This is a genomic window from Neobacillus sp. NPDC097160 (assembly GCF_044762155.1).
In the GTDB taxonomy this organism is placed as follows: Bacteria; Bacillota; Bacilli; order Bacillales; family Cytobacillaceae; genus Neobacillus.
The window spans coordinates 87421-113789 of the sequence record NZ_JBIWDU010000008.1 but is presented as its reverse complement, the minus strand read 5'-3'; the positions used below and the strand labels follow the sequence as shown (position 1 = coordinate 113789).

28 protein-coding genes and 1 other annotated feature are annotated in these 26369 nt (G+C 42.2%); of the genes, 26 read left to right on the top strand and 2 right to left on the bottom strand.

All coding sequences use genetic code 11. The features are described from left to right. Positions 1 to 6 precede the first annotated feature (6 nt). From pilM to pheA, 21 genes are all read left to right on the top strand, one after another. A complete protein-coding gene (pilM, locus tag ACIQXV_RS13180) occupies positions 7 to 1002 on the top strand; it encodes a type IV pilus biogenesis protein PilM (RefSeq protein WP_402959491.1) in 996 nt (331 codons plus the stop codon). Beyond that, positions 1002 to 1898 carry a PilN domain-containing protein gene (locus ACIQXV_RS13175; protein ID WP_402959489.1) on the top strand — a complete coding sequence of 299 codons (897 nt, stop codon included), beginning with the start codon at positions 1002 to 1004 and terminating at the stop codon, positions 1896 to 1898. The genes pilM and ACIQXV_RS13175 overlap by 1 nt, the downstream gene beginning before the upstream one ends. Beyond that, positions 1895 to 2683 carry a pilus assembly protein PilO gene (locus ACIQXV_RS13170; RefSeq protein ID WP_402959487.1) on the top strand — a complete coding sequence of 263 codons (789 nt, stop codon included), beginning with the start codon at positions 1895 to 1897 and terminating at the stop codon, positions 2681 to 2683. The genes ACIQXV_RS13175 and ACIQXV_RS13170 overlap by 4 nt, the downstream gene beginning before the upstream one ends. Positions 2684 to 2817: 134 nt before the next feature. Further along, positions 2818 to 3891: an SPOR domain-containing protein gene (locus ACIQXV_RS13165; RefSeq protein ID WP_402959485.1), complete on the top strand. Its 1074-nt coding sequence runs from the start codon at positions 2818 to 2820 to the stop codon at positions 3889 to 3891. A gap of 212 nt (positions 3892 to 4103) precedes the next feature. Next, positions 4104 to 4670, top strand: a complete 567-nt coding sequence (locus ACIQXV_RS13160) for a Maf family protein (protein ID WP_402959483.1) — start codon at positions 4104 to 4106, stop codon at positions 4668 to 4670. 53 nt (positions 4671 to 4723) lie between these two features. Next, positions 4724 to 5413: a RadC family protein gene (radC, locus tag ACIQXV_RS13155; protein WP_402959481.1), complete on the top strand. Its 690-nt coding sequence runs from the start codon at positions 4724 to 4726 to the stop codon at positions 5411 to 5413. Between the two features lie 163 nt (positions 5414 to 5576). Further along, complete coding sequence (locus ACIQXV_RS13150; RefSeq protein WP_402959479.1) at positions 5577 to 6599, top strand: rod shape-determining protein; 1023 nt, start codon at positions 5577 to 5579, stop codon at positions 6597 to 6599. A gap of 40 nt (positions 6600 to 6639) precedes the next feature. Continuing rightward, on the top strand, positions 6640 to 7521 hold the full coding sequence (mreC, locus tag ACIQXV_RS13145) for a rod shape-determining protein MreC (RefSeq protein ID WP_402959477.1): 882 nt from the start codon (positions 6640 to 6642) through the stop codon (positions 7519 to 7521). Further along, a complete protein-coding gene (gene mreD / locus ACIQXV_RS13140) occupies positions 7518 to 8036 on the top strand; it encodes a rod shape-determining protein MreD (RefSeq protein WP_402959475.1) in 519 nt (172 codons plus the stop codon). The genes mreC and mreD overlap by 4 nt, the downstream gene beginning before the upstream one ends. A gap of 180 nt (positions 8037 to 8216) precedes the next feature. Continuing rightward, entirely contained in the window at positions 8217 to 8897 is a 681-nt protein-coding gene (gene minC / locus ACIQXV_RS13135; RefSeq protein ID WP_402959473.1) for a septum site-determining protein MinC, read from the top strand. A 1-nt stretch (position 8898) separates the two neighbouring features. Then, on the top strand, positions 8899 to 9702 hold the full coding sequence (minD, locus tag ACIQXV_RS13130) for a septum site-determining protein MinD (RefSeq protein ID WP_402959471.1): 804 nt from the start codon (positions 8899 to 8901) through the stop codon (positions 9700 to 9702). 222 nt (positions 9703 to 9924) lie between these two features. Beyond that, the gene (locus ACIQXV_RS13125; protein ID WP_402959469.1) at positions 9925 to 10713 is read left to right on the top strand and encodes a peptidoglycan DD-metalloendopeptidase family protein; all 789 of its coding nucleotides are present in this window, start codon (positions 9925 to 9927) and stop codon (positions 10711 to 10713) included. After that, positions 10706 to 11572 carry a M50 family metallopeptidase gene (locus ACIQXV_RS13120; protein WP_402959467.1) on the top strand — a complete coding sequence of 289 codons (867 nt, stop codon included), beginning with the start codon at positions 10706 to 10708 and terminating at the stop codon, positions 11570 to 11572. Before ACIQXV_RS13125 ends, ACIQXV_RS13120 begins: the two co-directional genes overlap by 8 nt. Before the next feature lie 86 nt (positions 11573 to 11658). After that, positions 11659 to 13119, top strand: coding sequence for an Rne/Rng family ribonuclease (locus ACIQXV_RS13115; RefSeq protein WP_402959464.1), 1461 nt, complete (start codon positions 11659 to 11661; stop codon positions 13117 to 13119). A gap of 36 nt (positions 13120 to 13155) precedes the next feature. Then, positions 13156 to 13238 (top strand) — a sequence feature (ribosomal protein L21 leader region). A gap of 13 nt (positions 13239 to 13251) precedes the next feature. Beyond that, positions 13252 to 13560, top strand: a complete 309-nt coding sequence (gene rplU / locus ACIQXV_RS13110; protein ID WP_402959462.1) for a 50S ribosomal protein L21 — start codon at positions 13252 to 13254, stop codon at positions 13558 to 13560. 14 nt (positions 13561 to 13574) lie between these two features. Beyond that, positions 13575 to 13919, top strand: a complete 345-nt coding sequence (locus tag ACIQXV_RS13105; protein WP_402959460.1) for a ribosomal-processing cysteine protease Prp — start codon at positions 13575 to 13577, stop codon at positions 13917 to 13919. Beyond that, positions 13920 to 14213 (top strand): 50S ribosomal protein L27, encoded by a 294-nt coding sequence (gene rpmA, locus ACIQXV_RS13100; RefSeq protein ID WP_101652028.1) that lies wholly within the window; start codon positions 13920 to 13922, stop codon positions 14211 to 14213. 195 nt (positions 14214 to 14408) lie between these two features. After that, on the top strand, positions 14409 to 14939 hold the full coding sequence (locus ACIQXV_RS13095; protein ID WP_402959458.1) for a Spo0B C-terminal domain-containing protein: 531 nt from the start codon (positions 14409 to 14411) through the stop codon (positions 14937 to 14939). A 43-nt stretch (positions 14940 to 14982) separates the two neighbouring features. Then, the gene (obgE, locus tag ACIQXV_RS13090; protein ID WP_402959456.1) at positions 14983 to 16272 is read left to right on the top strand and encodes a GTPase ObgE; all 1290 of its coding nucleotides are present in this window, start codon (positions 14983 to 14985) and stop codon (positions 16270 to 16272) included. A gap of 94 nt (positions 16273 to 16366) precedes the next feature. After that, the gene (locus ACIQXV_RS13085; RefSeq protein WP_402959454.1) at positions 16367 to 16816 is read left to right on the top strand and encodes an ACT domain-containing protein; all 450 of its coding nucleotides are present in this window, start codon (positions 16367 to 16369) and stop codon (positions 16814 to 16816) included. A gap of 123 nt (positions 16817 to 16939) precedes the next feature. Then, entirely contained in the window at positions 16940 to 17794 is an 855-nt protein-coding gene (gene pheA / locus ACIQXV_RS13080; RefSeq protein ID WP_402959452.1) for a prephenate dehydratase, read from the top strand. A 49-nt stretch (positions 17795 to 17843) separates the two neighbouring features. Here pheA and ACIQXV_RS13075 read toward each other — a convergent pair whose 3' ends face one another. Then, positions 17844 to 18383: a transcription repressor NadR gene (locus tag ACIQXV_RS13075; protein WP_402959450.1), complete on the bottom strand. Its 540-nt coding sequence runs from the start codon at positions 18381 to 18383 to the stop codon at positions 17844 to 17846. Between the two features lie 52 nt (positions 18384 to 18435). Continuing rightward, a complete protein-coding gene (locus ACIQXV_RS13070; protein WP_402959448.1) occupies positions 18436 to 19584 on the bottom strand; it encodes an IscS subfamily cysteine desulfurase in 1149 nt (382 codons plus the stop codon). 99 nt (positions 19585 to 19683) lie between these two features. Here ACIQXV_RS13070 and nadB point away from each other — a divergent pair, with 99 nt between their 5' ends. The 5 genes from nadB (at position 19684) to ACIQXV_RS13045 (ending at position 26329) form a co-directional block, all read left to right on the top strand. Continuing rightward, positions 19684 to 21267 (top strand): L-aspartate oxidase, encoded by a 1584-nt coding sequence (nadB, locus tag ACIQXV_RS13065; protein WP_402959446.1) that lies wholly within the window; start codon positions 19684 to 19686, stop codon positions 21265 to 21267. Continuing rightward, on the top strand, positions 21236 to 22084 hold the full coding sequence (gene nadC, locus ACIQXV_RS13060; RefSeq protein WP_402959444.1) for a carboxylating nicotinate-nucleotide diphosphorylase: 849 nt from the start codon (positions 21236 to 21238) through the stop codon (positions 22082 to 22084). Before nadB ends, nadC begins: the two co-directional genes overlap by 32 nt. A gap of 1 nt (position 22085) precedes the next feature. Then, positions 22086 to 23189 carry a quinolinate synthase NadA gene (nadA, locus tag ACIQXV_RS13055; protein WP_402959442.1) on the top strand — a complete coding sequence of 368 codons (1104 nt, stop codon included), beginning with the start codon at positions 22086 to 22088 and terminating at the stop codon, positions 23187 to 23189. A 298-nt stretch (positions 23190 to 23487) separates the two neighbouring features. Continuing rightward, positions 23488 to 25341: a SafA/ExsA family spore coat assembly protein gene (safA, locus tag ACIQXV_RS13050; RefSeq protein ID WP_402959441.1), complete on the top strand. Its 1854-nt coding sequence runs from the start codon at positions 23488 to 23490 to the stop codon at positions 25339 to 25341. Continuing rightward, a complete protein-coding gene (locus ACIQXV_RS13045; RefSeq protein ID WP_402959439.1) occupies positions 25328 to 26329 on the top strand; it encodes a phosphotransferase in 1002 nt (333 codons plus the stop codon). The genes safA and ACIQXV_RS13045 overlap by 14 nt, the downstream gene beginning before the upstream one ends. Positions 26330 to 26369 lie beyond the last annotated feature (40 nt).

Below are 26369 nucleotides of genomic sequence, written 5' to 3'. Positions count from 1 at the left end.
TTTAATATGGCTTTTTCCCTCTTTACACCTAAAAACCGCATAATTAACTTGGTGTTGAATGACCATTCCATTCGCCTGCTTGAATTAAAACAGGTGAGTCCACCGTCTGCACAGCGGTGGTATGAGCGCTTTCTTCCGCCTGGAATTATTAGCGATGGAAAAATTACCGATTTCGATTTGCTGGCAAATATTTTGGAACAGTGTGTCGATGAATGGAAGATTCAGAGACGTCAGGTTCGCTTCATCGTGCCGGACCAGCTTGTCATTATCCGGAAGGTTTCCGTTCCTGCTGAAATTCAGGATGACGAGATGCATGGATACCTTTACTTAGAGCTAGGGTCGAGTATCCATTTACCATTTGAAGAGCCGGTATTTGACTTTTATCCAATAAGTAATAATGGGAAAACAAGGGAACTGCTCTTATTTGCGGCACCGGAACAAAATGTTTTGGAATATGCTGACCTCCTCTCAAAGCTAAAGCTTAACCCGGTTGCAGCCGATATTTCACCGCTTGCCTTGTACCGGCTGTATTCCCAGCTTGACCATGCAAGTGCTAATGAAGTCTTATTTTCGGTCCAGTTTGACATGACGAGTGTAAATTTGTGTATTTTTGAAGAAAATGTTCCGCTCGTTATGCGCCAATATGCCTTGCCATTTAACGTGGACCTCTGGGAGATTAAAACAGATTTATCAGGATCCATTGTTTACAAATATACAGGCGCTACAGATGAGCTTGTGATTCAGTTTGAAGATATTATTAGAGAAATCAATAAGTTAATCGATTTTTATCGATACACACTTCATAATGAAAACCAGGATATCTCTAAATTCCTTCTAAACGGTGATCATCCAATGCTGACGGCCATCTTTGATGAAATGCAAGAGCGATTTGAAATTCCTGTCGATGTGATTTCACTTGAGATAGAAACGAAAGGTAAAATTGATAGAACTCCTATTAGTCAATTACTTCCTTTAGGTCTTGCGTTAAAAGGGGTGCAATAATGTTAGTTGAAATTAACCTGCTTCCCCAGAAGGAACCGAAGAAGCTTAGCTTTATTATTACCATGTCGAGTATATTAATGGTGATGATTCTTGTCAGTACCTATTATCTTTGGCAAATCATTGTTACAAAGAGTGAGGTTGCTTCTTTAGACAGACAAATCGCGATGACAAAAAAGATTGCTGAAAAAGAAGAGCAGAATAGCCAAACTGTGGCATCAACCAACTCAGTAAATCAATTAAAGAGTGCAATTGAGTGGGCAGATGAATACACGATTCAAACGATTCCAGTCATGCGTCACCTTACCTCGTTACTGCCGGAGCGCGGATTTATTCAGAGCTTTGGCTATACAGAAGAAGGAACGATTACGTTATCAGTACAATTTGATAGTGCTAGAGAAGCTGCTTACTTTTTAGATAATCTGAATGAGTCAAAATGGATTGCAGAAGCAAGCTTAAGTTCACTGGCTACAGCGGTGGATCCAACAGCTGACACAACAGGAACCGCAACTCAAACGAATACAACAGAGTCGACAGCAAATGTAACAAATCAAACAACTACAACTGGTTCAGCAGCAAATGCAACAAATCAAAAAATGACAACCTACAAGACTCAACCTGGTCAGGTTACAACTGGAGTAACTGCAAATACTGGTAGCCAGACAAATACCCCTTCCGAAACGGCAACTACTCAAAACAATACCGTTAATCCAACAGCAAATGCTAATACGGTAAATAATACTGGTACTGCAGCAACCACCACGAAGACGGCAACAAGTAAGAAGTCAAATATTCTTCCACGTTACACCGGTCAATTTGAAATTATGCTAAATAAAGAGTTCGTCAAAGATAATATCAAAAAGAGCAAGAAGGATGAGAAAGGGGTGGCTGGTTCATGAAGCTTCGTTTCTCAAAAAGAGACAAACTTATTCTTGGAGTCGCCGCTCTTTTGCTAGTTTTACTCATCGTTTATGCTCAATTCTTTTCGCTTTCGCCATTAAAATTAGATTTAGGGCTGAAGCAGCAAGCCTTAACAACCGAGCAAAAGCTATTAGATGTTGTTAGTAAAAAAAAGGCTGAAGATAGCAAAAAAACGGCTGAAGATACCCGGGAATTACAAAAGATACTGCCGGTAAAGCCTTTGCAGGAGCAGTTAATTTTAGACTTAGAAAAGGCAGAAACGCTATCTAATAGTAAGATTGGTTCGATGGGTTTTTCAAAAGATGCTGATGCCAATACGGCTGCTGACCAAACAAATGCTGAAAATGCTAATGGACAACAAACAGCTGAAAATCAAGCTGCGGCTAATCAAACTACTGCCAATCAAAATCAGGATGCAGCAGCCGGGGAAAAGGCTCAACCTCAACCTGTTACCCTTAAGAAGATGACTGTTTCCTTGAGTGTTGAATCACCAACCTATAAGGATTTCGAAAAGTTTATTGAAACCTTAGAATCATTAAAGCGGATTGTGGTGGTAGAATCGATTAGTTATTCAGGCGGGCAGGAGGTAACGAGTTTGGAGCAAGAAGACCAGCCACTCAGTTACAGCCTGACAATCTCTGCTTTTTATATGCCTAGTTTAGCGGACTTGGCGGCAGAACTGCCGAAAATCGATGCACCTGCACCGGCTGGTAAAGATAATCCATTAAGCCAGTTCCCTGCAACCGCACAAACACAGCAATAGTTAACAACATGACGAACAAACAAATAATTTGGCGAAAGTCTACGATAACAAGACGACAAAAGTCTTGTTATTTTTTTTTGCCTTTATGATAGGATGAAACCAAATACGCGTCGGTAGAGAGAGGAGTACGATTAGTGGACAAGCCTAAAAAAGGCAATACAATTACGATCAAGTTAAATGGAGAGACCCAGCCTGTTCGGGAAGAACCGAAAATAATTGAGCCGGAAGCGAACATCGAGCCAGTGACAAGAGTGATTAAAATAGATTCGAAAAGAAAAGATTCGGATGTTTTTTTGGAGACGGCCGCAGCTCAGGAATCTGTCGATGAAAGCTTTGACTGGATCATTCCTGAATCCTCCGAAAATGATATAGAGGAATTTAAAATTGTCAGCAGCAAACCGTCTAAGAAAAGCAGCTTACCTAAAATAGCTTCTTTTTCAACCAATTCTATAAAGAAGAATGGCCGGCCATTAGGGGCGATCGCCATTTCCGCCATTTTCGCTATCTTGATTGGTACTACGATAGGTGTAGTTATGCTAAAACTGGTGATTACAGGATCTCCTGAAAAGACGGTCACTGAATCACCAGTTGTTGTCGATAACGGAGGAACTGATAAGAAATCCACTGCCAGTAAGGGGACATCTGCAGACTTGAAGCAATTAACAGCATATGTCATTCAAGGCGGCGTTTATTCGTCGAAAGAGGGCGCAAAGGAAGTTTCAACTCAGATTACAGCTAAAGGAATTCCATCGCAAGTAGTAGAAATAGATGGCAAACACTTAATATTTCTAGGTATAGCAGATTCGATCGAAACAGCTAAATCACTCAGTACACAATATAAAGATAAAGGGGTCGAGGGTGCATTTGCCAAACCGCTGTTAGTTGATGAAAAGAAAGTTTCTGATATCACTACCAAAGAAAAGGACTTTCTCGATGCTGTGCCAACCATTTACCAAACTCTTTCCTTAGCGACTTCTAGTGGTCTAGTAACTAAAGAAATTCCGGAAGAGTCTGTAAAAGCCTTAGCAGGCATTGAAGAACAATTAAAGGTTAGCGGTATTAAAAATGAGAACGTAAAAAATCTAAAAGCAGAATTAACCAGTGCCGAGGAAAAAGTAAAAGCCTATCAAAAATCAAAAGATCCAAAGAGTTTGAACGATGCACAGCAGCATTTATTAAACTTTTTGTCGTACTATTATACTATGTAAACGACAAAGCTCGATATTTTCTGGGAAATAAGGAACAATATTAAGCCTGTCCATTTTGGGACAGGTTTTTCAGTTTGACATAAAATGATTATCTTTGCATAATTTTACATATTTCTTCAAATTTTAATCATATAAAAATTGTTTGCTTGTGCAATTTCTGATAGGATTGAATTGTATCTCCCTATACAAATGCAAAAAGGTAAGGTGATTGAATGCAGAACCTCATTTTAGCCTCTTCTTCTCCACGGCGAAAGGAACTTCTAGAAAATCTCCACTTAACATTCGCGATTTCAAGCAGTGAAGTTGATGAAAGCTTTGATCCAGCGCTCACCCCGGAGGATGTAGTGATGGAGTTAGCCGAGCGTAAAGCACAGGCAGTTTTTCAAAAAAATCAGGATGCCTTTGTGATTGGTTCGGACACGATTGTCGCGCTGAATGGTCGAATCTTAGGAAAGCCAGCTGATGAAGCAGAAGCAATAAGTATGTTAAAAAGTTTGTCAGGTCAGCAGCACGATGTGTTTACAGGTGTGTCAATTCTGTCTCCGGAAAGTTCAACTACGTTTTTTGAAAAAACAGAAGTTTGGTTTTGGGAGTTAACGGACGACGAAATTAAAGCCTATGTGCAAACTGGTGAACCGCTTGATAAAGCAGGTGCATATGGCATTCAACAGCTTGGAAGTATGCTTGTCAAAAAAATAAATGGAGACTATTTTGCGGTTGTTGGTCTGCCAGTTGCCAGGACCATAAGGGAATTAAAAAAGGCAGGCTACCAGTTGTAATAAAAAATTTTTAAAAGGTTCATTAACTCCCTCGACAAAAGGGAGGAAAAAATGTGTCCACAAATACATTAATGATCCGTGATTTTCCGCAAGACGAGCGGCCAAGGGAGCGCTTTATTCAACATGGCCCTCAGAGCTTATCGAATCATGAACTGATTGCCATCCTTCTTCGAACCGGAACAAAGGATGAATCGGTGTTGCAATTATCGAATCGACTGCTTACCCATTTCGAAGGGTTACGGCTGTTAAAATCGGCCACCTTAGAGGAAATAACCGAAATCAAAGGGATTGGCTCTGCAAAGGCGATTCAAATTCTTGCTGCCGTTGAAATCGGCAGAAGAATTGCCAACCTTAACTATTCTGACCGCTATGTAATCCGCTCCCCTGAAGACGGAGCCAAGTACGTCATGAACGATATGCGCTTCTTGACCCAAGAACATTTTGTTTGTTTGTATTTAAACACGAAGAATCAAGTAATTCATAAACAAACTATTTTTATCGGCAGCCTAAATGCCTCGATCGTGCACCCGAGAGAGGTGTTCCGCGAGGCATTAAAACGGTCGGCGGCATCCGTTATCGCGCTGCATAATCATCCTTCCGGAGACCCCTCTCCAAGCCGCGAGGATATTGAGGTGACCAAGCGCTTGGTAGAGTGCGGTAAAATTATCGGCATCGACCTCCTTGACCATTTGATCATCGGTGAAAACAAGTTTGTGAGTTTAAAGGAAAAAGGTTATTTATAACACTAGGATAATATTTGACGTTACGCTATAATATTGGGTATGATTTTTTAGGACTGTTTTTAAATTAACTATATAAATAGTACGAAAAAAGACATGATAAATAAGGTGATTACCTGCCTATAGGAATTTGTGCATTTCGTATCAGAAAGGGAGATACAACATTATGTTTGGAATTAAACCTAGAGATCTTGGGATTGACTTGGGGACAGCAAATACCCTTGTATATGTAAAAGGAAAAGGAATTGTTTTACGGGAGCCATCGGTAGTGGCGATGCAAACTGATACAAAAAGCATCGTAGCTGTAGGGAATGATGCGAAAAATATGATTGGACGGACGCCGGGAAACGTTGTAGCAATGCGGCCAATGAAAGATGGGGTTATTGCTGATTTTGAAATAACGGCAGCAATGATGAAGCACCACATTCGCCAAGCCCAGAAGAGTAACAATCTTTTCTCCGGAAAGCCATATGTTATGGTCTGCGTACCTTCAGGCATAACAGCGGTCGAGGAAAGAGCAGTCATTGACGCGACAAGACAAGCTGGTGCAAAGGATGCCTATACGATTGAAGAGCCATTTGCAGCAGCGATTGGCGCCAACTTGCCCGTTTGGGAGCCGACCGGAAGTATGGTCGTGGATATTGGCGGCGGTACGACCGAAGTTGCCATCATTTCCTTAGGGGGAATCGTGACAAGCATTTCGATTCGGGTTGCCGGTGATGAAATGGATGATTCGCTTATTTCTTATATCCGCAAAAATTATAATTTAATGATTGGTGAGCGTACGGCGGAAACGATTAAAGTGGAAATCGGCTCTGCAGGTATTCCTGAAGGTGTCGACAATATGGAAATCCGCGGCCGTGATTTACTAACAGGTCTGCCAAAAACGATTGAAATCACTGCTAAAGAAATTGCCTCTGCCTTAAATGACACAGTCTTTGCGATTGTCGAAGCCGTGAAGAATACGTTAGAAAAAACGCCGCCGGAATTGGCTGCCGATATTATGGACCGGGGGATTGTCTTAACCGGTGGGGGCGCGCTTCTTCGCAATTTGGACAGGGTTATTAGCGAAGAAACGAAAATGCCTGTCTTGATTGCCGAAAACCCGCTTGATTGCGTGGCAATTGGAACTGGTAAGGCCTTAGACCATATTCATTTATTTAAAAATAAGGCGAGAGACTCTCGATAATTTTTGAAATCATTTTTTAGAAAAATAGAGGTGTATAATCATGCCACAGTTCTTTTTGAATAAACGACTGATTATTTTGCTTGTCAGCATTATTGTTCTCGTGGCATTGATTGGGTTTTCTTTAAGGGAGAGAAGTAAACTATCCTGGCCGGAGCAATTTGTCAAAGACACGACCGGCTGGGTTCAATCCCTGGTTTCAAAGCCTACCAACTATGTTGCAGGCTTTTTTGAAAATCTTCAGGACTTGACAAATACATATGATGAGAATAAGGAATTAAAATCACGGATCGAAAATCTTGCCAGCCTTGAAGCACAAGTTCAAGGGTTAAAACAAGAAAATAAAGAATTGCGTGACGTTCTCGATGAAAAAAAGACCCTGAGAGATTTTGAACCACTTCCAGCTACTGTTATTGGCAGAAACCCTGATCGTTGGCATGAAATGATTATAATCGACAAAGGTAAATTACAAGGTGTTAAAAAAAATATGGCTGTTGTCACGGCAAGCGGCCTGATTGGAAAAGTAAAAAATGTGACGCAATTTAGTTCAACTGTGCAGCTGTTGAGTTCCATGGATCCGAAGAACCGAATCTCTGCTATCGTCCAAGGCGAAACCAAAGTGTATGGACTTGTGGAAGGCTATGATAAAGAAAAGAAATTGCTTATGGTGAAAGCCATTCCATCCGGGGCGAAAATTGAAAAAGACCAAACCGTTATCACCTCAGGGTTAGGCGGGATCTTTCCGGAAGGGTTAATGATTGGAAAAGTTGTCGAGGTGAAACAGGATCAGTATGGATTAAACCAGACCGCACTCGTGAAACCTGGGGCTGATTTTTATGATATTAAAAATGTGATCATCACGAAAACAAACATGATACCGGTTGATGCAGCCGAAACGACTGATGGGAAGGAGGAGGAATCGTGAAAAAGTTCCTTCTTCCTCTTTTATTTCTGTTTTTATTTATTGTTGAAAGTCTTTTTGTTCAATATTCACCAGCGGAGATGTTTGGTCAAAACCGCATTATTGCTCCTCACTTTCTCTTTGCCGGCCTATTGTTTCTAACGATTTTTGTAGGGAAGAAACACGGAATTATTTATGCGGCTATTTTGGGACTATTGTTTGATATTGTCTACATCGAAATTATTGGGATCTACCTTTTTCTTTATCCATTTATTTGTTATCTTGTTTCAAAAATCATGCATATCATGCAGACCAATATTGTGATTGCCTTCCTCGTATCTCTTTTGGGCATCGCCTTATTGGAAGTGGGGGTTTACGAAATGGATCATTTAATCCATATCACAAACCTCGATTTTATGAGCTTTATTAAGCTGCGTTTTTACCCAACCCTTATCTTAAATGCCATTTTTATCATCATTGCGGGGTATCCTTTCAAGCGGCTTTTTGAAAAGCATGCCGAATCACTTAGAGCCGAATAGTTTATTAGTCGTCTCTAGTTTTCTTTTTAAAAAAGAGGAGATTGGACGCATCATGTCGAATTTTAATTAAGATGTCTATACTTTCGATTCGGAATGGGCATGAAGGCAAGCAAATTTTCATTTTTGAATAAATTTGCTTGTTCCGAAATTGCTTTTTTAATTATGAGGTGAATTTTCTCCATGAAAAAACGGCAAAATGTTACAATAAAAGGAACGAAGGAAGGACTTGTCCTTCATCTTGATGATACATGTTCCTACGAGGAACTAAAAAAGGAACTCGATCAAAAGCTTTCGGCCAACTCCAGGACACAGGAGGAGCGCAACTTAATCTCTGTGAAAGTAAATGTTGGCAATCGCTATTTAACTGATGTGCAGCGGGAAGAGCTAAAGGACTTAATTCGCCAAAAGAAAAATTTAATGGTGGATGATATTGAATCGGATGTTATCACAAAGGAAGAAGCGGAGCGGCTGAAGGCCGAAAACGAGGTCATGACGGTTTCCAGTATTATTCGTTCTGGACAAGTTCTCAAAGCCCCCGGTGATGTTCTTTTAATTGGTGATGTCAATCCAGGTGGAACGGTGGTTGCCGGCGGAAATATTTTTATCATGGGGTCGTTAAAAGGAGTGGCACATGCCGGCTGCTTTGGCAACGAGCAGGCAGTCATTGCCGCGTCGAGTATGAAACCAACTCAGCTTAAGATTAGTGATTCTATCAATCGAGCGCCGGACACCGTACAAGGCAATGAAAAACGGGAAATGGAATGTGCTTACATAGATGAGGACCAGCAAATAATAGTAGATAGATTACAAGTTTTAATTCATTTAAGGCCTAATCTGAACAGATTCGAAGGGGGACATTAAAGTGGGGGAAGCAATAGTAATTACATCCGGTAAGGGCGGAGTAGGGAAAACCACTACTTCTGCTAATATTGGTACATCATTGGCCCTTCAAGGCAAAAAAGTATGCTTAGTGGATACAGACATCGGTCTTCGAAACTTGGATGTCGTCATGGGACTTGAAAACAGAATCATTTATGATCTTGTCGATGTAGTGGAAAAAAGATGCAAAGTCCATCAGGCATTGGTCAAGGACAAACGCTTTGATGGGTTATTATATTTACTGCCGGCAGCACAAACCGTTGATAAATCAGCCGTTAAGCCCGAGCAGATGAAGGAACTGATTACCGAATTAAAGCAAGACTATGATTATATCATTATTGATTGCCCCGCCGGTATTGAACAGGGCTTCCAGAATGCGCTGGCCGGAGCCGATAAAGCGATTATCGTGACAACGCCGGAGGTTTCCGCAGTGCGCGATGCCGACCGAATCATCGGCCTAATTGAAAAACAAAGGAATATGGAAGCGCCTAAATTAGTGGTCAACCGTATTCGCTATCAAATGATGAAGAGCGGCGATATGCTCGATATTGATGAAATCACCCAGCATTTGTCCATTGAGCTTATTGGCATTGTCGCCGATGATGAAGAAGTCATTAAAGCCTCTAACCACGGCGAACCGATTGCCCTAAATCCAAACAGCCGGGCTTCCATTGCCTACCGGAATATTGCCAGAAGAATTCTTGGCGAATCAATCCCATTGCAGCCGCTTGAGGAAGCAAACAAAGGCGTATTTACAAAAATTAAGAAGTTTTTTGGCGTTCGTTAAGAAAAGCGCAAGCGCCCTGGTCAGCGGCGTATGGTCTGGAGCTGGACAATTCTCGAAGTCGAAAACTTATACTTTCCTATCACTAAATAGATTTGCCTGCCCGCTTATAAGTGGACAGGCTATTTTTATTTTTAGACCAAACAACAATAAAATTTACGATTGTCATACTCGGCCATTCCGCTTCATAGACTTGTACAAAAAAGTGGGAAAAGGGTTGATAGTATGGCGCGGTCTTCAGCGGAGGAAATACGGCGACGCATCGCCAAAAGGAAAAGGGAACAGGGGTCAACTGCCAAAACACCGGAACGCCAAATTGCTTGGCCTGGTGATGAAGAAAAATACGGCTATAATTATATTAGCCCTTCCGGAAACGGCGGCGGGGATGACGGGCATCCATTATTTAAGAAAGAAGTATTCTTTTTCAAAATATTGGCGTCTGTTCTTCTTTTTTTAACGGTTGCCATTTTGTTTCGCAATCATACCGTAACCTTTGAGCCGGTAAGGGACTTTGTTGTGAAGCAAATGGATACGGATTTTAAGTTTGCCACTGTTTCAAACTGGTACGAAGACAAGTTCGGCAAACCACTGGCCCTGCTTCCATTTTCCGAGGACGATCAAGCAGGCAAGAAGTCAGTAGTCAAAGAGACAAATTTTTCCGTCCCGGCGATGGGAAAAATCCTTGAAAACTTTGAAAAAAATGGCCAAGGCATCATGATCGAAACAGGGAAAGGTGCCGCTGTTCAGTCCATTGATGATGGATTTGTAACCTTCGTGGGAGTCAAAGATGGTTTGGGGAAAACCGTCATTATCCAGCATCCCGATAATTCGGAAACTTGGTATGGGAATTTGGAAGAAATTAAAGTCAACAAATATGATCATATTGATAAAAGAGCTGTCGTAGGGACTGTTTCCACTTCAACTGGCGAAGATAAAACAAAAGGTAAGTATTATTTTGCCATCAAAAAAGACGATGATTTCATCGACCCCATTCAGGTGATTCGCTTTGAATAGAGCGATTATTTTACTTCGACATGTCCATATCCATCCATTGCTGTGGATTGTGATTGCCCTAGCGATTGCTACCGGGTATTTCTTGGAAGTCTGCCTGCTGCTCGCGATTATTTTTATACATGAAATGGGGCATGCTGCTGCGGCTTCTTTTTTTTCATGGAGAATCAAAAAAATCACTCTCCTGCCGTTTGGCGGGGTGGCCGAAATGGATGAACACGGCAATCGTCCCCTAAAGGAAGAAACGATTGTCGTTGTTGCCGGGCCGCTTCAGCATGTGTGGATGGTCGCGGCTGCATACGTCTTATTTACCGTGCACTTGATCCCGGAGGATTTATGTAAGCTATTTATCAACTATAACGTAATGATCTTTGTCTTCAATCTATTTCCAGTTTGGCCACTCGATGGCGGGAAGCTTGTATTCTTACTGCTCTCATTAAAAAATTCTTTTCCAAGTGCTCATCGTCTGACACTAATGATCTCTTTTGTCAGCTTATTTATGTTTTCCATCATCATTCTACTGGCTGCCCCGTCCCATATAAATGTATGGGTAGTGATTGCCTTCTTGTTTTTCTCGCTGTATCACGAGTGGAAACAGCGGCGCTTTATTTTTATGAGATTTTTACTGGAGCGCTATTATGGAAAAAAATCAGGCTTACAGGCATTGAAGCCGATCCAGGCCAATGAACAGGATTTGCTCATCCATGTATTGGAAAAATTCCAACGCGGCTGCAAGCATCCAATTATTGTCGAAGCGGGTGGCAAGGAAACAGGCACATTGGATGAAAACGAGCTCCTGCACGCCTATTTCACGGAAAAGCGCCTAACTGACAAAATCAGCGACCTTCTCTTTTTATATTAAAAAAGGGTATAATAGAAAAAAAGCGCAAGCGCCCGGAACCGAGCGCTTGCGCAGTGAGCTATTTTTATAAAGTGAGGACGCCAGGTTTGGATACATTAATTGTTAATTACAATGCACGGGAAAAACGATTTGCTTATATCAACGCAAATCGTGTGGAAAATATCGTTTTTGACCGACCAGAGCATCGTTCGCTGGTCGGTAATATTTATTTTGGGACTGTTACAAAGGTTTTGCCGGGGATGAATGCTGTTTTTATCGATATTGGCGAAGAGAAAAATGCCTATTTGCACCGTGACAACCTCCCATCGTACGTCCTTTCCTCTGAAAAACAAAAGAACGTCACTTCATTTGTTCACCAAGGCGAAAAGATGCTCGTTCAGGTGGACAAGGATGCAACCGGTACAAAGGGGCCGAAAGTAACGGGGCTGATTGAAATACAGGGAAACAATCTTATTTACATGCCCAAGGGACGCTATGTCGCTGTATCGAAAAAAATCGCTGATGAATCCCAGAAGGCAGCGCTCCGCCGCCTCGGCAGCCGTCTTAAAACGGAAGAAGAGGGCTTAATTTTTCGCACTTCCAGCATTTCAAGCACGGAGGAAGAAATTCAAGAAGAGCTTCAATCTTTAAGACAGCATTACCAAGAACTCTTACAGAAAACGCTAAAAAAGCCAGGATTAATTTTTCAAAAAGATACCTTTATCGAAATTATTTTGGATCAAGTAGCGAGGATGAAGTCAGGCGAAGTCATCGTCGATGATCTAGCCGTAAAAAAAATGCTCGAGAAGAAAAACTCGAAAGTAAAGCACACCTACTACAGTGAAAAAGAGAATATTTTTTCAGCAAACCAAGTAGAGCATGAAATTGACAAAGCCCTCAAGCGGATAGTTTGGCTTGATCAGGGTGCCTATCTTATTTTTGATGAAACCGAAGCTCTTACCATCATTGATGTGAACACGGGGAAATTCTCCGGGAAAAGTGATTATCAGGATACCGTTCTCAAAACTAATCAGCTCGCTGCGAAGGAAATCATCAGACAGCTCAGACTTCGCGATATCGGCGGGATTGTTCTGATTGATTTTATTGATATGGCACGCGCTAAGGACAAGCAATCGATCCTCGATACAGTCGAAACCGAATTAACCAAAGATGAAAAAAGGACTAAAATCATCGGCTTTACCCCGCTGGGAATCCTGCAGCTAACTCGAAAAAGAACAAAAGTCTCATTATCAGAGGCACTTCAAGTGAAATGTCCTGTTTGCGAAGGCACAGGCCGCATTCTTAGTGCGGAAACTATGGCGTTCCGACTTGAAAGAGAGCTGCTCGAGCACCGTCATGCTGATTTCGAGGCAATTCTTATTGAGACAACCGAAGAGGTAAAAGATGCTCTTATAGGCAAAAATGAAGCTCATAGAGAGACATTAGAAGAATTGCTTCATATAAAGCTTTATTTTTCCATACAGCAGGCGGAGAAACCGTATTATATCCTGAAGCAATTTGGCGATGATCGGGATATCTCCCTAAAAGCTATTGACACTCTTCGCTAAATTATGTTAGTATTCTAATGTTATGTTTGTAGCGCACCCGTGCTACAACCGCACAGAACAGGTAGTAAGATTTTGCGAGATTCGCAAGGCGCCTGTGGATGGCGAGTCTGAGTTTATAAGGAGGTGCAGTTCATGTACGCAATTATCGAAACTGGCGGTAAACAACTTAAAGTCGAAGAAGGCCAAGCAATCTACATTGAAAAATTAAATGTTGAAGCTGGTGAAACAGTTACTTTTGACAAGGTTCTTTTCGTTGGCGGTGAAACTGTAAAAGTTGGAAGCCCTGTTGTTGCAGGCGCTACCGTTACAGCTAAAGTTGAAAAACAAGGCCGTGCGAAGAAAATCGTTGTTTTCAAGTACAAAGCGAAGAAAAACAACCGTAAGAAGCAAGGTCATCGTCAACCTTACACAAAAGTAATCATCGAAAAAATCAACGCGTAAGGTGTTGGATATAGATGATTGGAATTGCGATTACTCGTACTGAGTCCGGAAGACTTAAGTCTTTCGAAATGAGCGGTCATGCTTTATTTGCTGATCGTGGTAAGGATATCGTTTGTGCGGGCGTATCTGCTGTCTCGGTAGGTGCCATCAACGCTGTGCACGAACTGACGGGTATCACTCCCGACCTTGAACATCGAGCAGATGGGTTTCTCCGCTGTGTTGTCCCGGAAGATCTTCCGGATGATATCCATGAGAAGGTACAGCTCATCCTTGAAGCTATGATTGTATCATTACGAACGATTGAAGAAGAGTACGGAAAGCACATAAAGATTACCTTCAAAAAGCAGGAGGTGGAATAAATGTTATTAAAATTAGATCTTCAGTTGTTTGCATCTAAAAAGGGTGTAGGTTCTACAAAGAACGGACGTGACTCTATCGCAAAGCGCCTTGGTGCTAAGCGTGCAGACGGTCAATTTGTTACTGGTGGTTCAATCCTTTACCGTCAACGCGGTACAAAGATTTACCCAGGTGAAAATGTAGGCCGCGGTGGTGACGACACTCTTTTTGCAAAAATCGACGGCGTCGTGAAATTCGAACGTTTAGGTCGTGACCGTAAACAAGTGAGCGTTTATCCAGTAGCTCAAGAAGCTTAAGGATTACATCAAAAGGAAACTCTAACCTGTTTGGTTAGAGTTTTCTTTTTGCCGCGAAACCCTTCTATACTACTCTTCAGGGTACTTTTTTTCCCCCTTAAAGGAAATCATTCGCATAAAAATGCTTACTCATGGATACTTTTTTGATATACTAACAGCAAACAGTGTTCCGACATGTATTGTAGGAGTGTGGGTATGGAGAGAGATTGGGATATCGTTGAGGTGCTGCGGCACTCACGACATGATTGGTTAAACAAGCTGCAGTTAATAAAGGGGAACTTGGATTTAAATCGAATCGACCGGGCAAAAGCGGTCATTGATGAAATAGTGATCGAGGCACAGCATGAGACAAAGCTTTCGAATTTACACATGCCATTGTTTGCTTCCCTGCTGTTAAAATCTAATTGGATCAATCCTTCGTTTAAACTGGAATATGAGGTGCTTCTCGAATCGGAATCAATAAAAGTTGACGACGGTATCATGACAAGCTGGACAACTTTATTTTTTTCATGCTTAAATGAAGCAATTGAACCATTTCAAGAAAATCATTTATCGATAACAATTGAACCGCAATCAGATGGTATTCGTTTCTTTTTTGATTTTAGCGGGATAATAATAAAAAGGGAACTGATTGAAAAATTCTTCGCTGACCGAATAGTTGATCTAATGGTCAAGGAATTTAGCAATAGTGAACTTACACTAGAAGTTTTTATGCCTATACTGTAAAAAGCTGCGATGCTTTTTAATGTGTAAGGACTGGAGGAATAAGATGTTTGTCGATCAAGTCAAAATTTATGTAAAAGGCGGAGACGGCGGCAATGGTATGGTCGCGTTTCGTCGTGAAAAATATGTTCCAAATGGTGGTCCGGCCGGTGGTGACGGTGGAAAAGGTGCCAGCGTCGTTTTTGAAGTGAACGAAGGGCTGAGAACGTTAATGGATTTCCGCTATAAGCGCCATTTTAAGGCAGATCGTGGTGAGCATGGCATGTCAAAGGGTCAGCATGGTAGAGGCTCTAAGGATATGATTGTCAAGGTACCGCCTGGAACGGTTGTCATGGATGCGGAAACGAATGAGGTAATTGCCGATTTAGTTGAGCACGGTCAGCGGGCTGTCATTGCCAAAGGCGGCCGCGGCGGCCGTGGAAATACCCGCTTTGCTACACCGTCAAATCCAGCACCGGAGATTGCGGAAAATGGCGAGCCGGGACAAGAGCGCGACGTTGTTCTTGAGTTAAAGCTACTAGCCGACGTTGGTCTTGTTGGTTTCCCGAGTGTTGGAAAATCGACATTATTATCCGTTGTATCTTCGGCAAAGCCAAAAATCGCTGAATATCATTTTACCACCATTGTTCCGAATCTCGGAATGGTGGAAACAGAGGACGCCAGAAGTTTTGTCATGGCCGACCTGCCGGGATTGATTGAAGGAGCAAGTGAAGGTGTCGGTCTTGGTCATCAATTTTTACGTCATATTGAACGGACAAGGGTTATTGTTCATGTGATTGATATGGCGGCGACGGAAGGCAGGGATCCATTTGAGGATTACCTGACCATTAACCGTGAATTAAAAGAGTATAATCTAAGGTTGACGGAGCGCCCGCAAATTATCGTTGCCAATAAAATGGATATGCCTGATGCAGAAGAAAACCTTGAAAAGTTTGTAGAGCAGCTTGAAGAGGATTATCCGATCTTCCCTATTTCCGCTGTATCGCGGAAAGGTCTGCGTGAGTTGTTATTCGCTGTGGCCGATAAAATTGAGGAAACACCGGAGTTTCCGCTTGAGCATGAAGAGGAAGATACCGGAATTCATCGTGTTCTATATAAACACGAGGCTGATCCAGAAAACTTCACGATCACAAGGGAACCGGATGGCTCATTCGTCCTCTCAGGTGAAAAACTTGAAAGATTATTTAAGATGACAGACTTCTCACGCGAAGAATCTGTCCGTCGTTTCTCCCGCCAGCTTCGCGGACTTGGTGTTGATGATGCCCTTAGACAACGGGGTGCAAAAGATGGGGATATCGTGAAATTGTTAGAATTCGAATTTGAGTTCATTGAGTAGTTTGAGCGCCGCAATAGCGAGTCAGTAAAATTGTCGTAATGATTGCGGCGTGAAACGCCTTCTACGTTTTGTAAGAGATCGAGGTAGAGTGAAAATGGATAATTTTGATAAAAAATATTATTTGGTTCGTGAGGATGTTTTGCCGGAAGCGATGAAGAAAACGATTGATGTGAAGGACATGCTTGAACGCGGCAAGGCAGAATCGATTGCAGATGCCGTTCAAAAAGTGGATTTAAGCAGGAGTGCCTTTTATAAATACAGGGACACCGTCTTTCCTTTTTCAACGATTCAGAAGGAAAAAATCATCTCGCTCTTCTTTCACTTAGAAGACCGCTCTGGCACTCTGTCCAACTTGTTAAGCGTTGTGGCGTCGTCAGGGTGTAATGTATTAACGATACACCAGACGATCCCGCTGCAAGGCAGAGCCAATGTGACCTTGTCGTTAAACACGTCGAATATTATAACAGACCTCGACGATTTACTTACAAACTTGCGAAAACTTGAATTTGTCGAGAAGGTTGAAGTGCTGGGAACTGGTGCCTAGTGGACTAATGTCTGCTGAGGCCCGCTCTCAGCTTTCTTTTTAAAGGAATTTGACGCAAAATTATGAAAAAGAGGATTAGCGCCGAACGAGCGCTTGCTCATATTTATAAGGGGAGTGGAAGCAATGAAAGTCGGTTTTTTAGGACCAAAAGCAACATTTACCGAACTCGCGGTGAAAAAGGTTTTTCCAGGATACGAGCTTGAGCCGTATCGCACGATTCCTGAAAGTATGGATGCAATTGTCGATATAAAAGTGGATTTAGCCGTGGTTCCTGTTGAGAATGCCCTTGAAGGCTCAGTAAATATCACCCTCGATTATTTAACCCACGTCGTTCAAATACCGATTGTTGGCGAAATTACACTGCCAATCAAGCAGCATTTGATGGTTCATCCGGGAAATATGGAAAGATGGCATGATGTGAGCGTGGTATACAGCCACTCCCACGCCATTGCCCAGTGTCATAAGTTCCTGCATACCCATTTTCAGGGCGTGCCAATCGATAGTGTGTCGTCCACAGCAGCCGCCGCAAAGATGGTGATGGAGAGCCCTGGAATAAATGCAGCGGCAATTGCCAATGAATTAGCTGCGAAGGAATACGGATTGGCAATCGTGCAAAAAAATATTCATGATTTTGATTATAATCATACAAGCTTTTTTGTGCTGTCAGAACAGAACTTGGATTTTGAGTTGATTAGCGGTTCAGCGCATTACAAAACGACGCTTATGGTTACCCTGCCGTCGGATCAGGCGGGTGCCCTTCATCAAGTGTTATCGGCCTTTGCCTGGAGAAAATTAAATCTTTCTAAAATTGAATCTCGGCCAATGAAAACAGGGATTGGCAATTACTTTTTCATTATTGATCTGGAAATGAAGCTCGATGAGGTATTGATTCCCGGTGCGATTGCGGAACTTGAGGCATTAGGCTGCGGTGTCAAAGTTTTAGGAAGCTATCCATCCATTATCGTGGATTTGGATTAATATAGGTTTATAGGAAGATGCACAAAAAAAGGACCCAAATTGGGTCCTTTTACGATTCCATTAAAAATCCTTCAGACTTCAGCGCTTCTTCTGCTTTATCGAGAATTTTTTCGCTCGAGGCGGAAATGGTATGAAGATGAATACCACCTGTCAGTTCTGATAATAAAGCTGCATTGGTTGTTTGCAGCTTATTTAGGAACTGCTTCACTTCCTGGCGGTTTGAAACCATAATAGATGCCGTCAAATCGCCGTAAACGGCATGTTCAATTTTGACATCCTTCACTAAAACACCGTGATCTACTAATAAATTTAATTCCTTTTCTGTGTCCTTTGGTGTATGTTTGCTGGCAATTGTCCTTTCAAATAAAGGCATACTGGTATTTTGCTTTAAATACATATAGCCCTGGCTCGTGGCAATAATCGGTTCATTTTTTGCCTTAAGAAGTGTAATATCCCCAACAATGACTTGTCTGCTGACATTCGTCCTTGCCGCTAATTCACTTCCCGTAAGTGGTGCAAGGCTGTCTTTGAGAAGCTGGAGAATTAAGGACCTCCGATCCTCTCCCAATATTTTTTTCTGATCAGTCATAGTAACCTCCCATAGCGTATCTGTTTTTTTATTCTAGCATACCTTTCCAAATTTATATAACAGGAGGCGCCGCAAATGCATGGGCGATTTTTACGATGGTTTCCCCAAGTAGTAAAACCTCTTCCATCGTTGTGGAATGTCCAAAAGAAATACGGATAAATTCTTTTGCTTCCTCATTCTTTAAGCCCAATGCCTGTGCGACGTTTAGAGGGGATTGCATGCCAATTTGGCAGGCGCTTCCTGTTGAAATCGCGAATCCCGCACGATTGCATTCAAGCATCATCCATTGTCCTTCGATTCCTAAGATTCTAAGTCCAATAATGCCCGGAAGCTGTGAATGCTTACTCCCACAATAAACGACTATGTGATCTTCAATCGGCTTGAGACTCTCAATAAAAGTCTCACGTAGTCTCGAAAATTTTTCCAAATTCTCTGGAATGTGTTTCATTATTTTTTGCGCTGCAACTGTCAAAGCAGCAATCGCTGGAACATTCAGGGTACCTGGCCGGAATCCTCGTTCATGTGAGCCACCGGGAAAAAACGGCTCCCACGGAATGCGGGGATCAATATAAACACCGCCAATTCCTTTTGGTCCATAGATTTTATGGCCAGAAAAAGAAAAGCTGCTTACAAGCGGAGCAATACTTTTTAAATCTATTTTCCCATAGGATTGGACTATATCACTGTGAAAATGAATTTGTTGATTCTTGCAAATTTTTGCAATGTCCCCGATGGGCTGGATGGTCCCTATTTCAGAATTCACATGCTGAATGGATATTACGATCGTGTCAGGTCTTATCGAATCCACTAATTGTTCTAGATTAATGAGGCCCGAGTCATCCAGCGGAATGAGTGTGATTTCATATCCAGCCTTTTCTAATCTTTTTAAGACCCCATGGACGGAAGAATGCTCAGCTAGTCCTGAAATAATATGTCTGCCATTCTTTAAAGGAGCAGACAATAATGCCTCAAGCGCTAAAAAATTTCCCTCAGACCCGCCGCTTGTAAAATAGAGCCCTTTTTTATCAATCTCTAAAAGAGCAGCCAATTCCCCGCGGCAATTTTCAAGTAGTGCCGTGGACTGACCCCCGATGTCATGAAGGCTGCTGGAATTACCAAAGTATTCCGTCGCAGCTTTCACATAAACCTCAGCAGCTTCCCGATCCAATGGAGTTGTGGCAGCAAAATCAAAATAGATCATATTTTTTTCTCCCATAACTTTTAATATAGTACTTGTTTTTAGTTTAATTCTGTGTAAATATATATGTCAAGACACCTGTTAATCCAGGAGGCTCAACCTATGATAAATAATGATGTTGTAATAATTGGAAGCGGGGTAGCGGCTCTACAGTTAGCTGTCCATTTAAGTAAGGATTTGAATGTGAGGGTTCTCACAAAGTCGAAAATTCGAATGGCTAATTCCTATTTAGCCCAAGGCGGGATTGCCGCAGCAATTGGCACACACGATCATCCATCAAAGCATTTGGCGGATACATTAGAAGCCGGAAGATTTCACAATAACCAGGAAGCGGTTCGGGAAATTATTTATGCAGCACCATCGCTTATTGAGGAAATTTCCCGTCAGAGTGATGTATTTGATAAAAATCAAAAGGGCGGATTGCTTCTTGGAATGGAAGGCGCCCATAGCGAACATCGAATCGTCCATGGCGGCGGAGACGCTACTGGGAAAAATGTTATGGAGTTTTTGATCAGCGGACTTCCGGAAAATGTAATCATCGAAGAAGATGCTTTTGCATTTGAATTGATAGTAAATCCCGAGAAAAATCGCTGCATCGGTGTAAAAGTGAAGCGGGCGGATGATACCATTCAAATTTTTTGTGGACATCATATTATTTTGGCTACTGGCGGCTGCGGACAATTATACCGTTATACGTCGAATGCAAAAACTGTGAGCGGTGATGGAATTGCTCTTGCCTATTTGGCGGGTGCCGAAATCGTGGATATGGAATTTAATCAATTCCACCCGACGCTTTTATATATAAACGGTGAAACAAAAGGGCTAGTTTCCGAAGCGGTAAGAGGAGAGGGAGCCATCCTCGTTACGGATGATGGTACATCGATTATGGAAGGTGTACATCCGTATAAAGATCTAGCTCCAAGGCATGTGGTATCGCAAACCATCTATGAATATTTGAAAAAAGGCAATAATGTATATTTGGATATTAGGAAGATAAAAGATTTTCAAAAGCGATTTCCGCAGATCACAGACCTTTGTGAGCAAAATGGAATCGATTTATCCGAAGGAAGAATACCGGTTGCGCCAGGAAGCCATTTTTTAATGGGCGGCATCAAAACAGATTTAATTGGCCGAACTTCCATTGACAGACTTTATGCCATTGGAGAAGTCGCCTGCACAGGTCTCCATGGTGCGAACCGATTAGCGAGTAATTCCCTATTAGAGGGATTGTATCAAGGGAAAAAACTATCCGAATGGATCAAAATAGCAGGGAAGGAACCTTTTCAAACCGAAGAACTGTACCATTTTAATCATGGTTTAATGCGGAAAAAAATCAACCTGCCTTCTGTCGAGGAATTAAAGGATTTCATGATGGAGCGAGTCGGCATTGTCCGAAATGAAGTGGATCTAAAGAAGCAGCAAAAATGGCTAAGTCAATTTAAGGTCCAAGAAATAAGTGGGCTGGACTCGTTCACTGTTCAAGATTTAACGAAGATTTTCTTGGTATTGACGGCAAGTCTGATCACTGATTCAGCATTGAAGCGGACAGAGAGCCGCGGCGGCCATTTTAGAAGTGATTATCCGTTTGAAGATGACCAAAATTGGTTACGGAGATCAATCTCTCATAAGAAAAAACGTGAAATGGGGAACAAACGTGAACAAATTAAAACTGCGCTCACAACTTGAGAGTTTTTTTATTGAAGATATTGGGGAACAGGACATTACAACAGACTTGATTTTTGCAGAAAACACGAACGGAGAGATCGTCTTCCTTGCAAAGGACGAGGGGATTTTTTGCGGAGAAGAAATTATCAAAACAGGTTTTAAGCTGTTAAATGATGAAATGACAACACAGGTACTCGTGAAAGATGGAGAGCCAATCCAATACGGCCAGCAACTTGCGATTGTCTCAGGGAAAATTGCTGACTTATTAAAAGGAGAACGAGTTGTCCTTAATCTTGTCCAAAGGATGAGCGGGATTGCAACACTTACTCATAAAGCAGTTCACACGCTGAACAGCGAATTCACAAGAATTTGTGATACGAGAAAAACAACCCCGGGCCTTCGCATGTTTGAAAAATATGCGGTCCGGTGCGGCGGCGGTTTTAATCACCGCTTTGGTTTATATGATGGCGTCATGATTAAGGATAATCATATTTCCTTTGCGGGTTCGATTTGGGGAGCCGTTGAAGCCGTTCGGAAAAAGGCCGGACATATGGTGAAAATTGAAGTCGAAGTCGAGACGGAAGAACAGGTGATTGAGGCAGTAAATGCAGGGGCTGACGTCATCATGTTTGATAATCGCACACCAGATGAAATTAAGGAACTTATTCAATTAGTCCCTAAAGGAATCATTACAGAAGCCTCCGGCGGAATCCAAATAACGAAACTTGAGGACTATCGTGATACAGGAGTTCATTATATTTCCCTTGGCTTTTTAACCCATTCCTATAAAGCGTTAGACATTAGTGTAAAAGTAAATTGGAACAAAGGAGAGGCATAATATGAACATTTTAGCTTCCTTACAAACCAATCAGATGATCCCGGAAAAATATAAGCAGATGTCCCGGGAAGAATTAGAAGCGCGTGTCTTTGAGGTAAAAAACAAGCTGGGCTCACGATTATTTATCCCGGGTCATCACTATCAAAAAGATGAAGTGATTCAATTTGCTGATGCGACCGGTGATTCGCTAAAATTAGCTCAAGTTTCGGCAGAAAATACCGATGCCGAATTTATTGTGTTCTGCGGTGTTCATTTTATGGCGGAAACGGCAGATATTTTAACGAGTGAAAAGCAAAAGGTGTTCTTACCTGATATGCGCGCAGGCTGTTCAATGGCCGATATGGCGGATATCCAGCAAACCGAAAGAGCTTGGGAAATGTTGCAAGGGATATTTGGTGATACGATTCTTCCGTTAACATATGTCAATTCGACTGCCGCGATAAAATCGTTTGTCGGAGCGAATGGCGGAGCAACCGTAACCTCCTCCAATGCCGAGACGATGGTAAAATGGGCATTTGACCAGAAGGAACGGATTCTCTTTTTACCAGATCAACATCTAGGCAGAAACACGGCTGCTGATTTAGGAATAGGTCTCGATGAAATGGCCATTTGGAACCCAATTTCTCATACACTTGAATATGAGGGCGTTGTTTCACGGATAAAAGTGATCCTTTGGAAAGGACATTGTTCAGTCCATGAAAACTTTACTGTTAAAAATGTCATCGATATCCGCTACCAATATCCAGATATGAAAATCATTGTTCATCCTGAATGCCGTCGTGAAGTGGTTGAATTAGCCGATATGGCGGGATCAACGAGTTATATTATTAATGCGATTGAAACAGCTGAACCTGGTTCTAAGTGGGCGATTGGAACGGAAATGAACTTGGTTAAGCGGCTTATAAAAAATCATCCAGAGCAGCAGATTCTTTCGTTAAATCCACATATGTGTCCATGTTTAACGATGAACAGAATCGACTTGCCTCACCTCGTTTGGAGCTTGGATACCCTTGAGGATGAAAATAATCAAAACATCATTAAAGTAAGTGACGAGATTGCGGAAAATGCAAAAGTAGCACTTGAAAAAATGTTACTACATTCATAAACAGCGAAAAAAAGATGCAATTTTAGCCAATTGCATCTTTTTTATGTTCTATATCCCATTCCAAATTGCTATATCGGCGGAAATTGCCGCTTTATCGGCGAATCCTTCCACTATATCAGCGGATTTTTCATTTTATCGGCGAATTAAGAGCATTTATCGGCGAATCGAATTAATCCCCTTTATTCCATGACTTATTCATATTTTTCAAAAAATAAGCATAAGTTTTTTTGAAGAATGTTAGCACTTTGCCCATTACCACATACACTATATGGACTTATGCCATAGGAGGGAAATCAGAGTGAAGATCCATATCGTACAGAAAGGGGATACTCTTTGGAAGATCGCCAAGAAGTACGGCGTGAATTTTGAAGATCTGAAAAAGATGAATTCACAGCTCAGCAACCCTGATATGATTATGCCCGGTATGAAAATAAAAGTCCCAACAACAGGTGGAACAATAAAAAAAGAAGCACCTATGGGAACAACTAAATCCGGAACTGCAATCAAAATGGGAGCAAAGAAAGAAATGCCAATCGCTGAGCATCCGTTTGCCAAAGAGAAGCCAATACCAGCACCAATTAAAGAAATGCCGAAAAAGGAGATGCCCTTAAAGGAAATACCAAAAAAAGAAATACCGATTAAAGAAGTACCAATTAAAGAAGTACCAATTAAAGAACAGCCTATACTAAAAGAAGCACCAAAAGTACCCTATACTCCGAAAATGCCCCTGAAAGTAGTCCCAGAAATTGATATTAACAATTATTACATGTCCAACATGACGAATATGCAGCCTAATTTGCCGCCTAAACCAGCTAATATACTTCCCGAAGTAAAAGAAGTTCCAAAGAAGGAAATTCCAATCCCAGCACCACTGCCTGTACAGGAAGTGCCTTGTGAAGATTATTGTGTCCCTGTTACACCGGTCATGCCGGGACCAGGCTTCTGTCCGCCGTTTGGTGGAGGGTTCCCGGTGTCGCCAATGATGCCATATCCACCTGTCCAGGGAATGGCCATGGCACCGCCGCAGGGAATGCCCATGGCACCGCCGCAGGGAATGCCCATGATGCCGCCGCAGGGAATGATACATGGTACTCCGGGCGTTGCTCCAACAGTAGCTGGTGTATCAAACATGCCAGGACAATATTACCATGATGAATCGTCATCCTTTATGCCGCAAATGCCTGTCGTGAATCCGGCATACAATCCGGGAGCTATGATGGGTGCTCAAAACCCGGCATTTCAGCAGCAGATGATGGACCCAGCCGCTTATGGCCAAATGCCGGGAGGATATGGAGAAATGCCAGCAGGTTATGGCCAGATGCCAGGAGGATACGGCCAAATGCCGGCAGGATATGGAGAAATGCCAGCAGGTTATGGCCAGATGCCAGGGGGATACGGCCAAATGCCGGCAGGATATGGAGAAATGCCAGCAGGTTATGGCCAGATGCCAGGAGGATACGGCCAAATGCCGGCAGGTTATGGCCAGATGCCAACAGGATTTGACCAAATGCACGGAGGTTACGGCCAAATGCCAGCAGGTTATGGCCAAATGCCAGCAGGTTATGGCCAGATGCCAACCGGATATGACCAGATGCCGACTGGTTATGGAGAAATGCCAGCGGGATACGGCCAGATGCCAACTGGTTACCCTGCAGCAAGAGAGTTTCCGGCACAGAATCCGGTTGAGTTCGGTCAATCAGCACCAGTCATGCCTGGAACGATGTACGGAAATCCCGGAGTAGGAAGTCCTTACGGGACGGGAGGTTCCCCATACGGTTATCCGCAAATGGGTGGCCAAGTACCACAAGTAATGGGCGTACACGGTTTTGAATCGTCCGATTTGGCTGCATCTGCTGCATATGGACAAATGCCATCCATGCAGAGCCTTCCACCGCAGGGGCTGCCTGTAGGAACAGGTGCAATGGGTGATTGCGGCTGTGGGCCTGCACCTTCTATGGGTACCATGCAGCCAGCCGGAGCGACACCTAATGCTATACCGAATAACTTTGTCCCGCCAACACCGCCGATTTACAGTGCACCATATACGGGGCCAGTCAATGTTGCGCAGCCTCCCTATATGAATCCATATGGAATGGAGCCGGTCGGAACAAATCCCTACGGTATGCCGGGTTACCGAGATGAAAGTAATTAATAGGTCAGTAAACCAAAAAGGAGACGATGATTATTTTAATCGTCTCTTCTCTTATTTTCAGTCACAGTTTTTTGAAGAAATCGTCGAGCTGGTCCCGATTCGAAAATCTGTTTTTTTACTAAAAACAGAAAAACATACTTATATTATAAAAGGGTATCAAACGAATAGCAGGCTGAAGCTCCAAGAAGCTTTTACCGCAACACTTAAGAAAGAAGGATTTTTAAAAACATATTTATTTTTAGCCCCTCTTGTAAAAGAACAGCTTTTTTTTGAAGGGAATTACTTTGGCTGTATCGAGTACATCCCTCCAAATAAAACGGCTTTTTCTTTTCATTCCCAAAAAAATCGGCGGGAAGGGATTGAACTTATAGAACAATTTCATAAGACTACAGCGGCTTTTGAGACTCGCTATCGGACATTGCTCCCAAAAGGTCATTTAATGGAAAAATGGACGGAGCGGCTTCATATTTTTTCAAATAATCTTCCCTTTCTTAAATATTTTATGAATGAACCGTTTATTTCGGAAATGACTTCATGGGCCGAATGGTCATTGATTGGCATGGAAAAGCATCGCGATTTTTTTCGAAAAGGGCCTTTTGTCATCCTCCATGGTGATGTTGCCCATCACAATTTTTTACGAGACAGGAACGGAAGTTTACATTTAATTGATTTTGATTTAATCAGTATCGGTCCACCGTCATTCGATTATTTACAATATGCTAACCGGATTCTTCCCTATATCGACTGGTCATTTGAAAAGCTTGCAGGTTTAAAACAAATTCAAAAATATTTACGGGAAGAGGCTTTTTTATATGCCTTAGCCTTTCCTGCCGATATTTTTCGCGAATGGAACCGATTGATTCGTGAAAAATCATATACCGATCCTGTAAAACTCAGGCAAGTAATGGATTTATCAATTAGTCAGTTTTACACAAGAAAAAAATTTATTGACCATTTACAGGAATTATTAAAAAATGATTTTGACTGAATGAAATCCCCTCAATAATAACACCCTATAAATGAGCATG

Excerpts from the sequence above, each read along its gene's own strand:
- pilM (WP_402959491.1), top strand. The coding sequence starts at position 7 with ATGGCTTTTTCCCTCTTTACACCTAAAAACCGCATAATTAACTTGGTG.
- ACIQXV_RS13175 (WP_402959489.1), top strand. The coding sequence starts at position 1,002 with ATGTTAGTTGAAATTAACCTGCTTCCCCAGAAGGAACCGAAGAAGCTT.
- ACIQXV_RS13170 (WP_402959487.1), top strand. The coding sequence starts at position 1,895 with ATGAAGCTTCGTTTCTCAAAAAGAGACAAACTTATTCTTGGAGTCGCC.
- ACIQXV_RS13160 (WP_402959483.1), top strand. The coding sequence starts at position 4,104 with ATGCAGAACCTCATTTTAGCCTCTTCTTCTCCACGGCGAAAGGAACTT.
- ACIQXV_RS13150 (WP_402959479.1), top strand. The coding sequence starts at position 5,577 with ATGTTTGGAATTAAACCTAGAGATCTTGGGATTGACTTGGGGACAGCA.
- mreC (WP_402959477.1), top strand. The coding sequence starts at position 6,640 with ATGCCACAGTTCTTTTTGAATAAACGACTGATTATTTTGCTTGTCAGC.
- minC (WP_402959473.1), top strand. The coding sequence starts at position 8,217 with ATGAAAAAACGGCAAAATGTTACAATAAAAGGAACGAAGGAAGGACTT.
- ACIQXV_RS13125 (WP_402959469.1), top strand. The coding sequence starts at position 9,925 with ATGGCGCGGTCTTCAGCGGAGGAAATACGGCGACGCATCGCCAAAAGG.
- rplU (WP_402959462.1), top strand. The coding sequence starts at position 13,252 with ATGTACGCAATTATCGAAACTGGCGGTAAACAACTTAAAGTCGAAGAA.
- ACIQXV_RS13105 (WP_402959460.1), top strand. The coding sequence starts at position 13,575 with ATGATTGGAATTGCGATTACTCGTACTGAGTCCGGAAGACTTAAGTCT.
- rpmA (WP_101652028.1), top strand. The coding sequence starts at position 13,920 with ATGTTATTAAAATTAGATCTTCAGTTGTTTGCATCTAAAAAGGGTGTA.
- ACIQXV_RS13095 (WP_402959458.1), top strand. The coding sequence starts at position 14,409 with ATGGAGAGAGATTGGGATATCGTTGAGGTGCTGCGGCACTCACGACAT.
- obgE (WP_402959456.1), top strand. The coding sequence starts at position 14,983 with ATGTTTGTCGATCAAGTCAAAATTTATGTAAAAGGCGGAGACGGCGGC.
- ACIQXV_RS13085 (WP_402959454.1), top strand. The coding sequence starts at position 16,367 with ATGGATAATTTTGATAAAAAATATTATTTGGTTCGTGAGGATGTTTTG.
- pheA (WP_402959452.1), top strand. The coding sequence starts at position 16,940 with ATGAAAGTCGGTTTTTTAGGACCAAAAGCAACATTTACCGAACTCGCG.
- ACIQXV_RS13075 (WP_402959450.1), bottom strand. The coding sequence starts at position 18,383 with ATGACTGATCAGAAAAAAATATTGGGAGAGGATCGGAGGTCCTTAATT.
- ACIQXV_RS13070 (WP_402959448.1), bottom strand. The coding sequence starts at position 19,584 with ATGATCTATTTTGATTTTGCTGCCACAACTCCATTGGATCGGGAAGCT.
- nadB (WP_402959446.1), top strand. The coding sequence starts at position 19,684 with ATGATAAATAATGATGTTGTAATAATTGGAAGCGGGGTAGCGGCTCTA.
- nadA (WP_402959442.1), top strand. The coding sequence starts at position 22,086 with ATGAACATTTTAGCTTCCTTACAAACCAATCAGATGATCCCGGAAAAA.
- ACIQXV_RS13045 (WP_402959439.1), top strand. The coding sequence starts at position 25,328 with ATGAAAGTAATTAATAGGTCAGTAAACCAAAAAGGAGACGATGATTAT.